This is a genomic window from Psychrobacter sp. Cmf 22.2 (assembly GCF_001921745.1).
Lineage (GTDB): Bacteria > Pseudomonadota > Gammaproteobacteria > Pseudomonadales > Moraxellaceae > Psychrobacter.
Genome location: NZ_MRYA01000004.1, coordinates 152719 through 168178, shown reverse-complemented (window position 1 = coordinate 168178; position 15460 = coordinate 152719). Strand labels below are relative to the sequence as shown.

Annotated in this window: 16 protein-coding genes; 7 read left to right on the top strand and 9 right to left on the bottom strand. The window is 41.2% G+C overall.

Features of this window, described 5'->3' with window-relative positions; genetic code table 11:
- Positions 1 to 21: 21 nt before the first annotated feature.
- A complete protein-coding gene (locus BTV98_RS09365) occupies positions 22 to 633 on the bottom strand; it encodes a glutathione S-transferase family protein (protein WP_058368178.1) in 612 nt (203 codons plus the stop codon).
- A 176-nt stretch (positions 634 to 809) separates the two neighbouring features.
- On the opposite strand from BTV98_RS09365, the gene BTV98_RS09360 reads away from it, so the two are divergent.
- Positions 810 to 1427 carry an O-acetyl-ADP-ribose deacetylase gene (locus BTV98_RS09360; RefSeq protein WP_082637961.1) on the top strand — a complete coding sequence of 206 codons (618 nt, stop codon included), beginning with the start codon at positions 810 to 812 and terminating at the stop codon, positions 1425 to 1427.
- A 9-nt stretch (positions 1428 to 1436) separates the two neighbouring features.
- On the opposite strand, the gene BTV98_RS09355 is transcribed toward BTV98_RS09360, so the two are convergent.
- Positions 1437 to 2096: a DUF1294 domain-containing protein gene (locus BTV98_RS09355; RefSeq protein ID WP_075103459.1), complete on the bottom strand. Its 660-nt coding sequence runs from the start codon at positions 2094 to 2096 to the stop codon at positions 1437 to 1439.
- A 151-nt stretch (positions 2097 to 2247) separates the two neighbouring features.
- Here BTV98_RS09355 and BTV98_RS09350 point away from each other — a divergent pair, with 151 nt between their 5' ends.
- Complete coding sequence (locus BTV98_RS09350; protein ID WP_058368177.1) at positions 2248 to 2745, top strand: peptidylprolyl isomerase; 498 nt, start codon at positions 2248 to 2250, stop codon at positions 2743 to 2745.
- A 50-nt stretch (positions 2746 to 2795) separates the two neighbouring features.
- The gene (locus BTV98_RS09345; protein ID WP_058368176.1) at positions 2796 to 3836 is read left to right on the top strand and encodes an aldo/keto reductase; all 1041 of its coding nucleotides are present in this window, start codon (positions 2796 to 2798) and stop codon (positions 3834 to 3836) included.
- Between the two features lie 133 nt (positions 3837 to 3969).
- On the opposite strand, the gene BTV98_RS09340 is transcribed toward BTV98_RS09345, so the two are convergent.
- Positions 3970 to 4770 carry a 1-acyl-sn-glycerol-3-phosphate acyltransferase gene (locus BTV98_RS09340; RefSeq protein ID WP_058368175.1) on the bottom strand — a complete coding sequence of 267 codons (801 nt, stop codon included), beginning with the start codon at positions 4768 to 4770 and terminating at the stop codon, positions 3970 to 3972.
- A 491-nt stretch (positions 4771 to 5261) separates the two neighbouring features.
- Between BTV98_RS09340 and hflX the strand changes: the two genes are divergently transcribed.
- The 4 genes from hflX to BTV98_RS09320 all read left to right on the top strand — a co-directional run bounded on the left by hflX (position 5262) and on the right by BTV98_RS09320 (position 9396).
- Positions 5262 to 6710: a ribosome rescue GTPase HflX gene (gene hflX, locus BTV98_RS09335; protein ID WP_075103458.1), complete on the top strand. Its 1449-nt coding sequence runs from the start codon at positions 5262 to 5264 to the stop codon at positions 6708 to 6710.
- A gap of 246 nt (positions 6711 to 6956) precedes the next feature.
- Positions 6957 to 7391, top strand: coding sequence for a hypothetical protein (locus BTV98_RS09330; protein WP_058368174.1), 435 nt, complete (start codon positions 6957 to 6959; stop codon positions 7389 to 7391).
- A gap of 16 nt (positions 7392 to 7407) precedes the next feature.
- A complete protein-coding gene (locus BTV98_RS09325) occupies positions 7408 to 8097 on the top strand; it encodes an LrgB family protein (RefSeq protein WP_058368173.1) in 690 nt (229 codons plus the stop codon).
- Between the two features lie 480 nt (positions 8098 to 8577).
- A complete protein-coding gene (locus BTV98_RS09320; RefSeq protein ID WP_058368172.1) occupies positions 8578 to 9396 on the top strand; it encodes a lytic transglycosylase domain-containing protein in 819 nt (272 codons plus the stop codon).
- Positions 9397 to 9568: 172 nt separating this feature from the next.
- Here the strand turns inward: BTV98_RS09320 and tsf are convergent, their stop codons facing one another.
- The 6 genes from tsf to BTV98_RS09290 all read right to left on the bottom strand — a co-directional run bounded on the left by tsf (position 9569) and on the right by BTV98_RS09290 (position 15448).
- On the bottom strand, positions 9569 to 10450 hold the full coding sequence (gene tsf / locus BTV98_RS09315; protein WP_058368171.1) for a translation elongation factor Ts: 882 nt from the start codon (positions 10448 to 10450) through the stop codon (positions 9569 to 9571).
- A 250-nt stretch (positions 10451 to 10700) separates the two neighbouring features.
- Positions 10701 to 11510, bottom strand: a complete 810-nt coding sequence (gene rpsB / locus BTV98_RS09310) for a 30S ribosomal protein S2 (RefSeq protein ID WP_058368170.1) — start codon at positions 11508 to 11510, stop codon at positions 10701 to 10703.
- 412 nt (positions 11511 to 11922) lie between these two features.
- Positions 11923 to 12372 (bottom strand): chemotaxis protein CheX, encoded by a 450-nt coding sequence (locus tag BTV98_RS09305; RefSeq protein ID WP_075103457.1) that lies wholly within the window; start codon positions 12370 to 12372, stop codon positions 11923 to 11925.
- A gap of 41 nt (positions 12373 to 12413) precedes the next feature.
- Positions 12414 to 12863: a chemotaxis protein CheX gene (locus BTV98_RS09300; protein WP_058368168.1), complete on the bottom strand. Its 450-nt coding sequence runs from the start codon at positions 12861 to 12863 to the stop codon at positions 12414 to 12416.
- A gap of 30 nt (positions 12864 to 12893) precedes the next feature.
- A complete protein-coding gene (locus BTV98_RS09295; RefSeq protein ID WP_058368167.1) occupies positions 12894 to 13256 on the bottom strand; it encodes a response regulator in 363 nt (120 codons plus the stop codon).
- A gap of 20 nt (positions 13257 to 13276) precedes the next feature.
- Positions 13277 to 15448, bottom strand: coding sequence for an ATP-binding protein (locus tag BTV98_RS09290; RefSeq protein WP_058368166.1), 2172 nt, complete (start codon positions 15446 to 15448; stop codon positions 13277 to 13279).
- Positions 15449 to 15460 lie beyond the last annotated feature (12 nt).

Sequence of the window (15460 nt, the reverse complement as noted above, 5' to 3'; positions counted from 1 at the left end):
CTCTTGCTACACGCTATTATCCTACCTCCCATGAAACTTCTCACGCTTTGATAACTTCTTAAGATAAGCCTTAACATGCTCTGGTAATTCAACTCCTAGCATTTTTACCCACGTAAACAGCTGCTGATAATAAATGTCTGCTAACGTAAAGCTGTCCCCTGCTATATAGTCCTGCTCATCTAACCAAGCGTAAGCAATGGGTAGCGCATTTTGGATACACTTCATGCAGTTTTCAGCTGTACCCTCGGGCCAGCTCTCAAAGTTTTGTAATACTTTGATTTTGGTCAGTATCCATAGATAACTTTCCATCTCGATCAGGCCAAAGGAGATGACTTGACGCAGTTTATAATTTTTCTCCGCGTAATCCTCATCGTCTTTGTTAGGTGTGAGTGGTTTATCAGGATGCAAGTCATTAAGGTATTCGATGATGGCCAATGATTCTGTAAATACTTTGCCGTTATGGGTTAATGCTGGGATTTTACCAAAGGGATTAATCGCTAGAAACTCAGGACTTCTTTGCTCGTTTTTTTTGGCGTCTATCTCTTTAACTTCGTAATCTAGCTCAAGCTCGCTTAGTGCCCAAATCACAGTCTCTGCTCGACTTGGCTGAGTATATTTGTACAGAGTAATCATTATTATTTACCTCGTTATAATTAGAGTCCATTTACCTGTTTGGTTGTTTATAGTTCTATAAAATTGAGCTGATAAAATACAACTTATTATAACCATATAACATACAAGCCAACGATGACAATCATTTAGAATAAGGAATAAAAGACGATTATTAAATTATTAAAAAGGTAACTACGATGACAAAGCCAAACGATAAAACAGAACCTGACTCTAAAAAAACAGTCTTCGCGGCTAGCCGCCCTAGCACTCAGCACACTGATGACAACGCTGTCACTCTATCTGTGCGACAAGCAGACATCACTACTTTAGACGTAGATGCTATTATTAATGCTGCCAATTCAAGCTTACTGGGTGGCGGCGGTGTTGATGGCGCGATTCATCGAGCGGCGGGGCCTGAGCTGCTTGAGTATTGCCGTGCTTTGAATGGTTGCCAGACTGGCGATGCCAAAATCAGTCCGGCATTTGATTTGCCCTCCCAGTATGTGATTCATACTGTAGGCCCTGTTTGGCATGGAGGTCATAGTAGCGAACAAGCACTACTTGCCAGCTGTTATCGAAAATCTTTAGAATTGGCGACTCAAAAAGGTCTCACTAGTATTGCTTTTCCATCTATTAGTACAGGCGTCTACGGCTACCCCATTGATAAAGCGGCCAAAGTCGCAATTGATACTGTTAAAGAGTATGTGCAAAACGGTTTAGAACCACTGGATGATTTTTCAATACGTGAAGTGATTTTTTGCTGTTTTTCAGCCTCAGATGCAGCCGTTTATGAGCAAGTACTGGCGCAAATTTAATTCAACGCTCTACAATAACTCGGTTAAAAAATCTAAGCCGCCGCCCACTATGATAAAGAGTAATCCTGCTAAGTTGATAATGACCGTTAAATAGTAGGTCATACGAAATTCAGGCTTTTGTGATTTGTGGCGCAGATACGTCTGTGCGACCATCGCTCCGACCCAGCCACCAAACATGCTAAGCAGGTGCAGTGTTGATTCAGGCGTACGCCAATCGCCACTTTGGGCAGCGGCTTTATCTTTGGCATACATCATATAAGTGATGAATCCTAGTGCGGCGTACCAAGCAACCACCAGCCAACTTATCTCACTGGTCAGTGCAAGTAGTATAAGCACACCATAAAAGCCGACACCAAGGAGCAAACGTTTTTTTTGTCCGTCTTCAAACTCAGCTTGTGCCGTGCGTTGTTGATTACGTTTACGGATTTGACTGTTTTTCTTCGCCATTTGTTGTTGTACATATTCAAGCTCTTGTACTTGTCTTGCTTGCATACGACCTTTGTTGTCTTGCCCCAGCGTAAAGATGACAGACTCACCAATCTTAGGACGACGCTGTGCTTTAAATTCACTGATATGAAAAAACAATGACTTACCGCTTAGGGTTTCGATAAAACCAAAACCCTTATCATCTTGCCATTTTTTAATCGTGCCCTGTTGTCTATCTGTCATCTCTTTTGGCCTATGTCCTAAACAGTCAAATATTGTACACTATTTAGGTTACATTATTAACGCTTACATTAATGGTTAATTGTCTTATCATTTCTTACACTATATACACTATATAACCTCTAATTATTTTAACGACTAATGGCCCTTGACTATGACTGACTCCCAATTTATCAATCCAAATGAAGACACACGTATTGCCTACGGCAGTCTTGTTAAGCTTCATTTTGAAGTATCTCTAGAGAACGGTACTATCGTTGATTCAACCTTCCACCGTGATTCACCTGTTAAGCTCACGATTGGCGATGAGAGTCTATTGCCAGGGTTTGAGCAGGTACTGATGAATCTACGTGCGGGTGACACTCGCTCAGCCCATCTTGAGCCTGAACAGGCTTTTGGTGAATGGAATCCTGAAAACATCCAGCACTTTAGTCGCACTCAGTTCGCTTTAGTCACCGACAATCCAGAAGTTGGCATGTTGGTCGAATTTGAAGACAAAGGCAAAAACACCTTACCTGGTACGATCAGCGCTATCAACGACGATGAGATAGAGGTGGATTTCAATCATCCTCTTGCTGGTCAATCTGTGCTATTTAAAGTCAAAGTCTTTAAAGTGACCCCACCTGGAGTGACTGGCGTCCAGCTAATGTAATGAGTAAACGTACTATAGACAACAAAAACAATCTTCAAAAGGACATTTATATGCAATATCAGACGCTTCCGCAAATCGATGAACAAGTCTCCAAAATCTGTCTAGGTACGATGACATGGGGCCAACAGAACACCGAAACTGAAGCACACGCGCAAATGGATATGGCGCTCAGCGAAGGAGTGAATTTTTGGGATACGGCTGAGATGTATCCATCGCCGCCAGACAAAGACAAGCAAGGTGATACAGAGCGTTACGTAGGTACATGGTTTAACAAGACCAAACAGCGTGACAAGGTTATACTTGCCAGCAAAATGTCACCGATGAGCTTTTTACGCGATGGCCAGACGCGTTTTAACGCTGAGCAAATTAGTAGCGCGATTGATAGTAATCTTGAGCGTCTACAAACGGATTATATCGACATCTACCAGTTACATTGGCCTGAACGCCAATCCAACTATTTTGGAAAACGCGGTTACACTGAGGATATGGCCGCACAGCCATTAGAAGACTTGACACCATTTCTAGAAACCATCGTAGCTTTAAACGATGAAATTAAAAAAGGCCGTATTCGCGCTTATGGACTATCGAATGACACTGCTTGGGGGCTGATGCGCTATTTGTGGGAAGCGGATAAACATGGTCTAAAGGCACCGATTACGGTACAAAACCCGTACAGCCTACTCAACCGCTTATATGAAGTAGGAATGGCAGAGATTGCACATCGCTCAAACGTTGGTCTACTCGCCTATTCTCCACTTGGTTTTGGCGTCTTATCAGGTAAGTATTTAGATGGTAAACGTCCAGAGGGCGCTCGCCTGACGAAATATGATCGTTTTGAGCGTTACGTTAATGAGCAGGCAAAACAAGCAACTACCCAGTACGCTAAGATAGCCGCAGATGCAGGCTTAGATATGGCACAGATGGCACTAGCTTTTGTCAATTCACGCTCATTTGTCACTAGTAATATCATCGGAGCCACTAACCTTGAGCAGCTAAAGTCGAATATTGACAGTATTCATCTTACCTTAACCACTGATGTACTAGACGCCATTGAAGCGGTACACACACGCCAGCCTAATCCATCTCCATAAATGGCTCATACTAGTATTTACACTACTAATATGATGTTGTCTGTTACTGACATCAAAAAGGCGCAAATCGCTATAATGATAGCGATCCGCGCCTTTTTTATATGCTCTTACTCTCAACGTCAAACGTGAGGTCTTAGGCGTCAGGTGACGTGCTAAGTACTCTTGAGTGCAATTCAGCCAACCCCTCTTGCATACGCTTTTGTAGCTCATTGGTCAGCTCACTCTTACTACGGCCACTTGGGTCTAACGGTTCAAGTGGTAGTACATAAGCGGTCACGTTTTTACTATCAAGGACACGTTTGATACTGTCTTTCATCGTAAGCTTGCCATGATAAGGCAATGCTTCACTTAAGGTGCCATCTTGATTAGCATAGCATAGTACGAGCGGTTGAATCGGTACATCGGCATCGATTGCTGCTTGTAATAAAGTACCATGGATACGCTTCACTTTTTTGCCATCAGTGGTGGTCGCTTCAGGGAAGAATATAACTGAAAAACCTTCATTTAAAAAACTGGCGATTTGTGTGGTCACTGAGCCTACGTCGCCAGAGCCGCGTTTGATAAATACTGTACCTGCCGCGTGGACAAGCTTACCAAAAATGGGCCAATCGCCAATCTCGGCCTTTGACAAAAAGAAAGCGGGGCTGACAGTACCAACTACAGGAATATCCATCCACGAAACATGGTTAGATACCCATAGCCCATGATACTGCGGCACAGGCTCGACTTGGACAATCTTGACACCAAAAGAGCTTGCCATTTTACGGCAAAAAGTCTGAATATAACGTGGTAGCGTCTCACGTGGTGGTTCACGAAAAGCACCAATACGCTGTGCTGTGCGCATACCGCCCGCGATAGTCGTTGTCATGCCAGCTATTTTTTTGCCGCGACCCACTTGCTTTCTGAGCGAAAACTTCGATTTAGATTGGCTCATCTGTGCCCCTCATGATTAGATAACGGTTTGAACAATTATCTGAATAAACTCATAATTAGATAAATTAAAATTTTGATTCAGCCTAAAGATTAATATTCTTATCTTGATAAACTTAAGCCAAAAAACGAGGTAAGTATAACAAAGTTTTGTGAGTCAGTGATGATTTGTTCACTCAGTTTCCTTATGCTCTTAGTCTCCATTATCGTCAGTCTCCTTACACTGCTTTAAAGCAAGCGTGTTTCTTCTTTTCTTAAAATGTAGTACCGTTTTATCAGCAGTTTTTACCTCTATTAATAAAAAATTTAAAACAACAATATTACTTGTAACAAGTCGTACTAAGAGCGCTGTAACATAAAAACATCGCTAATTATCTTTATACGCTTTAATATCAAGACATCAGGCCACATATAGGCTTTAACTGAACGCTGCTTACATGCTATATTTTTATAAAATAGTAGCGATTTATTTACTCTATTTATAGGTGAGAATTTTTGGAATATTTTGAAAGACACTCAGGTGGCGAACGCGCCATTATCGTACATTTAGACATTCGTCAAATCCAAGATCCTGATGATCTAAGTGAATTTGAGTTGTTGGCAGATTCGGCAGGGGCTGATCGACTGGCACTAGTCACTGGGTCACGCTCAAGACCCGATGCCAAATACTTCGTCGGCAGTGGTAAAGCTGAAGAAATCGCTGAACTGGTTCGTGAACATGATGCCGATATTGTCTTGTTTAATCACAGCTTATCACCCTCACAAGAGCGTAATATCGAAACTTTAGTAAAATGCCGCGTACTTGATCGCACCGGTTTAATTTTAGATATTTTTGCTCAGCGTGCGCGTACTTATGAAGGTAAGCTGCAAGTAGAGCTTGCGCAGTTAAACCATTTGTCTACTCGCTTGGTACGCGGTTGGACGCATTTGGAGCGCCAAAAAGGTGGTATTGGTCTGCGTGGTCCGGGTGAGACTCAGCTTGAGACTGATCGCCGCTTGTTACAGACGCGCGTCAATCAGTTGAAAAACAAGCTTGATAAAGTAAAGCAAACTCGAGCTCAAGGTCGAGCCAAACGTCAAAAGTCAGATGTACCTACCATCTCTTTGGTCGGCTATACCAATGCGGGTAAGTCGACCTTGTTTAACCGTTTGGTTGATGAGAACATCTATGCAGCAGATCAGCTGTTTGCAACCTTAGACCCTACGCTACGCCGCTTGGACTGGCAAGGTGTTGGTCGAGTTGTGCTTGTTGATACTGTAGGTTTCGTTCGTCATCTGCCGCATGAGTTGGTAGAGTCGTTTCATGCAACCTTAGAGGAGACATTAGAAGCTGATTTATTATTACATGTTATTGATTCATCTAGTGAAGATATGCATGAGCAAATTCAAGCAGTTAAAGATGTCTTGGCTGAGATTGATAACGATGTTCCCGTACTCAATGTTTATAACAAAATCGATATAACCGGTGAGCCTGCGCATATAGGCTACGCAACTGAAGGTAAACCCAACCGCGTCTATGTGTCTTCAAAAGATAACTTAGGTATGGAAGAGTTGACACTTGCTGTGCAGCAATTATTGACGGGCACATTGACGACGTTTGACTTGACGCTTCCTTATGATGCCGGTCAGCTCAAAAACACGCTTTATGAGTTGGGGGTTATTCAAGCAGAAAGCTACGATGAGACAGGACACGAATGCCTAACCATTCGTCTGCCAAGTGACAGGCTCAAGCAAATACTAGGGCAAGCAAACTTATCACCACTGGATGTCTTACCATTAGCGCAGGCATCCCTATTAATGCCTACACTTGAACCATTTGAACAGGCTATTAGCGCTGAGCAGGCGGCAGGTGATGGTGACAATGGTTTTAAAAATACGGATAGCCAAGAGACCCATGAGCCTGTTGATATTGATGATGCACCAGCTACCGATTCATCGTCTTAATAAGCCAAATGAAATCTATAAGATTAGTCTAAAGAAGGCTTATACTTGCGACATTCGCTTGTGCAAGCCTTTTTTAGTCTATCCAACATGTATATAATCAAGCACAAAGTCGATAGAAGTACTATTACCTCGTTACTGTTGCGATTTGCTTATCACTTTATGCTATGGCGCCCTCTTCTGCGCTAATAATGCAACTCCTACCTTATTGATGACACCGATTGATTGCTATTTCGGCAAGGATTGTTTATGAAAGCTACCCACTCCTCGACTGTGCCTCCATGGATTGCCTTAATATTGACGTTAATCATGGTTATTGTGGTTCGTGAGTCCTCTGTTATAGTTTGTCAGTGGGCAGGTATTGAAAAAGCCGCTAATGTGGTTGGGCTGGTGGCGATGTTTTTTATTCTTATTGCATGGCGTATGCTCAAAGGTTTACCAAACTGGTTGACCAAAGCGAGTAACACACTATTGGTCGATAGTGGCTTTGCTTTTTTACCCGTCTCAGCTGGCGCAGGTTTATTGCTTTTCGCGTTAGGTGATGAGCTATGGGGAGTCATGATGACTATCTTGATCAGCACACTATTACCGCTTTGGGGACTTGGTCTACTTGCCAATCGTTGGTTAAGTAACCGTGCAAGTATCGATAACGACACTATTATTCAGCATAAAGAATCACAATAAGCTTAGGAGAGAAAGTATGAGCTTTGATAGTGTATTTATAGCTACTTTTGCAGCGATATTACTAACGCTAGCGGCCCATGTGATAGCCCGTGTATTGGCACGGAAAATATCGTGGTTACCAATGGTCATTACTGCGCTTATTTTGGTCATTGTGTTTTTGTTTATTTTACAGTGGGATTATGACAATTATTACGCGGTTGCCAAGCCTGTATTTGACCATTTATTAGGTTACGTAACCGTGCTATTAGCTGTACCATTAGCAGCCATGAGCTTTAAAGGATTGCCTGTCAAAAGCTTGATCGTGATTGTAGTCATCGCTAGTGTGGTCGGCGCGCTGCTACCTATGTCATTGGCCTATATGTTTTCCTTAAGTCATGACACTCTATTGGCTTTTGCTACCCGTTCTGTGACGACTCCTATTGGCCTTAGCGTGGCAGATCTGATAAAAGCACCTTTAGCAATGGCCAATCTAATTATCATTGTGTCAGGATTAATAGGTGGGATGTTAGCTCGGTTCTTATTTCGTGGTATAGATGATGACCGTGCGAAAGGCTTAGCGTTGGGATTGGCAGCCCATGCTTTTGGTACAGTAGAAGCTTGGCAGATCAGCCATACGGCTGGGCGTTACGCGGCCTTTGGACTGGCGGTCAATGGTCTACTGACAGCGGTTTGGGTACCTATCTTTATCAGTGCCTTAGGTATCTAAAATCTGAGCTCACGAAGTATATAAGGTTACTTATTCTCAAAACCGATACAGGCTGTGTTAATTTGCAAACTTATGTCTGTAAAAAATACATGATTTTATATAGCCATCTGTCCTTGACTTTTTTTTATTGCCTTATAACCACGTCATATACACACGTACCTACTCTTTATCGTTCACCTTATCTAAAACAATAATAATGTTAATATTTGATTTTCCTAAGCTTTTATTACAAATTCAAAGAATACTGAGTAAGCATTTTTAATCAAAATTATAGGGTCGAAAATTATTTTATGTTATAGTAAGCAACTATTATCTTTTGTATCTATTACAAGTAATTTTTGTTAGACGTAATTTTTGTCGACTATTTATCGTTGTCTTTAGTATGAATTTTAGTAGTCGCCAATGATAGCTTTATTAAGCAAAACGTTGCGCTTATAAGCAGAGCAATTTGCTGTTATTCGATAAAAAGTGATATTTTCTATGATAAACATTGCCCCTCTATTTAATCGTTTTCTGTCTCCTTTTATATTGACTGCTATCACTCTATCTACTCTGTCAGTTACCGCTCATGCTGGTAATATGTATATATATAAAGACAAGGGTGGCCAAGTTCTCTTAACAAACGTCAATCCGACTGGTAATTTTGATAAGTTTACTAAGAAAGTAAAAGTGACTTATTATAAAGATTCAAAGATGTATGACGGTGATAGTAATAGCAATAACTATGGTAGTAGTTCTGCTAGCAGAAGTAGTAGTCGCAATGCTTATGATAGCTATATTCGCGCCTCTGCAGCGCGGCATGGCGTTGATCCAGGTCTGATGAAAGCGATGATGCATACTGAATCAGCTTTTAATCCAAACGCTCGTTCTCCTGTCGGAGCACAAGGACTTATGCAATTGATGCCAGCTACTGCTAGACGATTTAAGGTTAGCAATCCTTGGAACCCTGCTGACAATATTGAAGGCTCGGCCAAATATATCGCTTGGCTTATGCGCCGCTTTAATAATAATGTCGAATTTGCGATTGCAGGTTATAATGCAGGAGAAGGTAACGTCGATAAATACAATGGTATACCACCTTTTAAAGAAACTCGTAATTATGTCAAAAAAGTGATGAGTCGTTATCATAGCTTATATAAAAATGACTCAGGTCTGACTGGCAATACTATGAGCGCTAACAATAATGCTACCATCAATAGTAATGACAATAATGGTGGGATGCAAACTATCAGTTATGGCACTAGTAATAACATTGGTAGTACCAGCTATGCTAACTCTGCCTATGCTGCGCTGCGCTGATACTAAAAGTGGGATACAGATTACAACATTAAAACCCGCCCACAAAAAAGCCCGCTAATTCGTTAGCGGGCTTTTCATTTTTTACTTCGTCATTCAAATAGAGCCAGTTTATGATGTTAAATATAAATCTACTTAGCATTTAACATTCATAGTCTCTAATAGACAGTATCTCTTAGTTACTAGCAGCTTGAGCAGCAGCAACTTCAGCGGCAAAGTCTTCTTGCTTCTTCTCGATGCCTTCACCAACTTCTAGGCGTTTAAAACCAAGTACTTTTACGCCTTCAGCTTTTAATACATCGCCAACTTTTTTGTCGTTGTCCATGACGTACGGTTGACGTAGCAAAGTTACTTCGTCTAGGTACTTACGTAGGCCACCTTCGATCATTTTTTCAACGATATTGTCAGGCTTACCAGATTCTTTAGCTTTTGCTTCGATGATGTCTTTTTCGCGTGCTAGTACGTCAGCTGAGACGTCTTCAGCATCGACAGCTGCAGGGTTGAACGCTGCGATATGCATAGCAAGGTTTTTGCCCGTTTCTTCACTGCCGCCTTCATACGATACTACAACACCGATACGTAGACCGTGACGGTATGATGCAATGTTATCACCTTCGATAGTTTCGACACGACGAACCTGAATGTTCTCACCGATTTTTTGTACCAAAGATACACGTGCTTCTTCAACCGTTTGACCGTCGCCATAAGGCAATTCAGAGATTTTAGCCACGTCAGTCACGTTGTTTTCTAGAGCAAGGTTTGCAACTTTTTCTGCAAACGCTGTGAAGCTGTCATCTTTTGCTACAAAGTCAGTTTGGCAGTTAACTTCTAACAAGAATGCTTTTTTATCACCTTGAGCGATAATAATAGCGCCGTCAGCTGCGATGTTACCTGCTTTTTTAGCCGCTTTCGCTTGACCAGACTTACGCAAGTTATCGATGGCAACTTCGACATCACCATTGGCTTCTTGTAGGGCTTTTTTACATTCCATCATGCCAAGACCAGTACGGTCACGCAATTCTTTTACCATTTTGGCGGATACTTTTACTTCTGACATAAGAGTCACCTTAGTATTGTTATGTATGAGGAGCTTAACTTTTGCTGATGTTTTACTATCTACATATAACAGAAGAAAACATAGACGATAATATTTAGCTATTAACGAGCTATCCATCAACAACAAAGCATGACGAGTAAAACTGCATCATGCCTATTGTAAGCTTGTACGTTGTTAATAACCTAATATGGATGCAGATAGATACACTATCAAAACATCCTTATAACGTTAGACCTTAACGATTAGCTATTTATTCTGCTGGCGTTGTGGCGTCTGCTTTATCTTCAGCTGATGCTTCTTCAGTCGTAGATGCTTGCTGTGCAGTTTGCTCTTGGTCAGCTTTGCCACCAGCTTGAGTCTGTGCATACTCTTTGCCAGCGATAATTGCATCAGCAACAGAAGACACATATAGAGTCACAGCACGAATAGCATCGTCGTTTGCTGGAATGATGTAATCAACGTTGTCTGGGTTAGAGTTTGTATCAACGATACCGATAACTGGAATACCTAGATTCTTAGCTTCTTTGATTGCAATCGCTTCATGATCAACGTCAACGACAAAGATTGCATCAGGTAGGCCGCCCATATCTTTGATACCGCCTAATGAACGCTCAAGTTTTTCCATATCGCGAGTACGCTCTAACGCTTCACGCTTAGTTAGCTTAGCAAATGTACCATCTTCGCTTTGCTTCTCAAGTTCTTTTAGACGAGTGATTGACTGACGTAGAGTTTTCCAGTTAGTCAACATACCACCTAACCAGCGATGGTCAACGTATGGCATACCGGCACGTTGAGCTTGCTCACGGATGATACCGCTCGCAGCACGTTTAGTACCAACAAACAATACTTTGTTTTTCTTAGCAGCTAAGCCATTTACGTAAGTCAAAGCTTCGTTAAATGCTTTTACAGTATGCTCTAAGTTGATGATGTGAATCTTGTTGCGTGCACCAAAGATGTAAGGACCCATTTTTGGATTCCAAAAGCGTGTTTGGTGACCGAAGTGAGCACCGGCTTGTAATAAGTCGCGCATTTCAATTTTGGTTGGATTATTTGTAGCCATGTTAAATGTCCTGTTGGTTGGGTTATGCCTCCACATCACAAAAATTACCTATCTAGCGACACGCATTCGCTGGCGATACCCTCTGCTTTAGAGTCATATCGTCATTATCTACTATATGCAAATTAATCAAGTCGCCAAACACCCAGTAATTTTTTACCGTGATGTGTGTGTCATTGGTTGATTTAAAAATTGAGCTATTACTTAAAAAACAAGCAAACTCTAAAAATAGCTGCGCTGTATTTTATCATAATTGGCTATCAATTATAAACAACTACTTTGACGATATATTCTTTATATTCAGATAACAGGCAATAAAACCAATAACTTATTTAGAAAACACTAAAAATTAAGCACGCACAAAAAAACGACGTCTATACGTCGTTTTTTGATGATGACCAGTTTGTTAATTGGATTAAGCAATACAAATACCTATGACTGCTTCATAACCACGCCATGTAAAGGTTGTAATATAACTATGACGCTCTTTTGGCAAATAGGACACACTTGGTACACCTTCAACGATATGAGGCGGTGAGATAATAAACTCTGGACCAAACTCGGTACGAGCATTACCAGATATCGTATTGGCCATTTCGCCAAGTAAGTCCTTCATCATTGTAATCGATGAATCAGGCTCACCCATTATTTTAATCACTTGTCGCAACATGTTGCTAGGAGCGCTCACATAAACGCAGCCTTCAAGAGGACCTGATATTTCAATAACACCGCTATAATCATAACCGATAGTGGTTTTGTTGTTATTCAAATAAGGGGTATTAACAGCCACCTGTGCGTCATCGATTTGTGCAAAAAATGCATTAATCGAACTTAGGAACACACCTAACTTTTCTACTTTAACCATAATATATTATTGTCCATATTCAACACATGTCAGCAATATGATTAATCCTGCAGACAGACCACAATTTCGCCAACTTGTGACAGCCAAGTAATAGGAATAATAAAAGAACGCTCATCGCTAGGTAATACAATACTTTGCGGTGCTCCTTTAAACACGAATGGTACAGAGATATGAAACTCTGCTCCGAACTCATTACGCGCATTGCCAGCGATAGTGTTGGCAACCTCACCTGCAAGGTCCATGTAAATTTCTTCACTATTTTCAGTTTCGCCCATACTACTTAATAAAGAGGACAGTAATTCGCGCGTTGCCGAAAAATATACCACGCCTTTTTGGACGCCTGATATTCCAATCACACCTGTGTAGTCATGGACCTTTGGCTGCTTGTTTTCTAACAGATAAGGCGTATCAGCGATAAGCTCTGATCCACCAAACTGATTGAAATAGTTACTAATAATACTCAAAAAAATCTGTAGCTTTTGTTCTTTCATAATGACATCTGCTTAGGTCGTTGGATGATATTAGTCTTGCACCAGCTCATACAAAGACTCTACGAGATCTTCTTCTGAAAAGGGTTTACACAAAAACCCACTAGCACCAAGCGATAACGCCTCAATCCCCGTAGATTTATCTGACAAAGCCGATACCACCAAGATTCGTACATTAGGATCAATAGCGATGATTTTTTCGATGCATTCAAGACCATCCATTTGTGGCATGGTTAAATCCATAGTAATAACATCAGGGCGGTGTGTATTGAACTTCTCAATAGCTTGAACGCCGCTGGTGGCCGTAGCAACCAACATAAAGTTCCCTGAGTCATAAGCCCGTTGGATGCGGTTTCGAATGATATTGGAATCATCAACAATCATTAGTTTATACATAACGTATTTATTATCCTTAATTAAGCGTTAGGCAGCGTAATGACAAAACGTGTCATCTTACCGTGCTCACTATTTACATTGAGCTTACCGTCATATTCTTTTACTTGAGCTTTGATGATGTCTAAACCAACACCGCGACCACCATCTTCATCAGCATCCTCTTTTGTAGAAAAACCAGAAGAAAACAGATGTTTTAGTAGACCATTACGATCAAGTTGGTTCGCCTCTTCAACATCGAAACGACCTTGTTTGACTAACTTCTCGCGAATACCATCATAGTCGATACCTTGACCATCATCTTGTAGAGTCACAATAAAATCTTGACCACTACTTTGCATCTCAAGACCAATTGTACCGACAGCGGGCTTGCCAGCTGATTGACGTACATCAGGCGCTTCAATACCATGTACCACAGCATTACGTAACAGCTGAATACTGATTTCTTTTACAGTCTTTTTAAGGCGTTCTGGTATCTTGACTTGACCTAAAGTCGCACTATCAAGCTGTACTTGCTTGCCTTGTCTGGCTGCGATGTCTTGTGCAAAGTCATGATAATAATCTAACAAATGATTGTCAGCTTCTTCATCTAAGTCAATCTCATTGCCTGCAATTTCTGAACCATCTATTGACAGATCTGTTGCTTGGTTTTGAACTACTGGTTCATGCACATCTGACGCTGTACTCGCTGGCGCTGTACGGTTGATACGCTCACCCAGTGTTTCAATAGTGTTAGACAAGCTCAGTAAGTCATCTAAATGCACCGCTAGAGGTAAGAAGTCATTACCAGATAGCTTGCCTTGATTTTGTAGCACATTAAGCTGATCTTCTGCTTCTGATGCAATCTTAGTAAAGCTGTGTAGCTTTAATGCTGAGGCCTCACCTTTTAAGCTATGCATTTCGCGATAGATAGCGTTTAATTTAACTTCAAGCTCATATTGCGTACTGCCAGGATTTTTTAAGATATTGTTGATCTTTTCAATATGCGTTTTGGTGTTAGTGATAAACTCATTAATGATTTTTGGATTTACGTTTAAGATGGTCGTTAACATCTCAATCTGCATATCATTTTGTGAACGTTCTTTTTCTAGACGTTGTTCTAGATGAACAGCGTCCGATACATCGTTGACGTTGACCAAGATACGAGCGATATCTTTATCTTCATAAACACGTGAAAACCTAAAGTCTAAGAAGCGGCTGTCTGAACCATGTTCGCCAGTAGTATTATGTAGTAATACCTTATGCAGCGGGTTTAGATCGTTGACAAGTTTTTCTTTAACGCGTGGGTTGTATAGCTGCTCAACGAACTGACGTGTGGTCGTGAGATCTTTATCAGAGATACGCCCACGTAATACACTGGCAAAGTTTTCTCCTGCCAAGTTATCAGAGCCAATGATTTTATTGAGGGCTTTTGAATGCTGCTGACCGATATTTAGATCTTTATCAAGCAAGAACAGACCGGTATTAACCGTTTGCATAATCTCTTGGGTTTCGCGACGTGCTGCTAATGCCTCAGCATCTGTTTCACGTAGACGACGTACAAAGAAGAATACAAAGATCAAGAAGTAAGCGAAGATAGCTGCAACACCAAGTATCTGCACTAGACGAATAGTGTTGGCTTGGTTTTCAGCACTCGTAAATACGTTATCAGTTAGGTCATCTAAAGAGTCGTTAATAAACAAACTTGACGTCTTTGCCTGCTCAACTGCTTGGGTCAACTCATCAGCAGAGTCAACCATGATGTTATCAGCATCTTTTAGATACGCCTGAATTTTAGGCTCTAAAAGCTGCCACTGCTCATTGGCTGCAGCGATATCGGCCTGTGCCTTGCTATCGACTTGCGGTAAGTCATAGGTATTGCCGTCGATATCAGTAATCGTACCACCTTGTCCGATAGCAGTAATAGAGTTTGTAATCAATGCTGTATTTTGTTCTAAACGCTCAAAAACTCGCTGCATGTGGGGAGAGTTGGTATCCTCACCATAGCTATTGTCCAAGTCAAACAAGTCTTTAATCACCGCCTGTGCGCTGTTAGCAACTTGGTTGGTTTGGTCAATTAGTACGGTGTTTCTTTCTAATAAACTTGAGGTATAAAACGTAAATGCAAGTAAAGCACCAATCAACGACAAGAACAATGCAATTGATATAATCAGACCTTGATAACGTTTATTATCAACATTATGTGTGGTTGCCATGTTAAAAGTCCT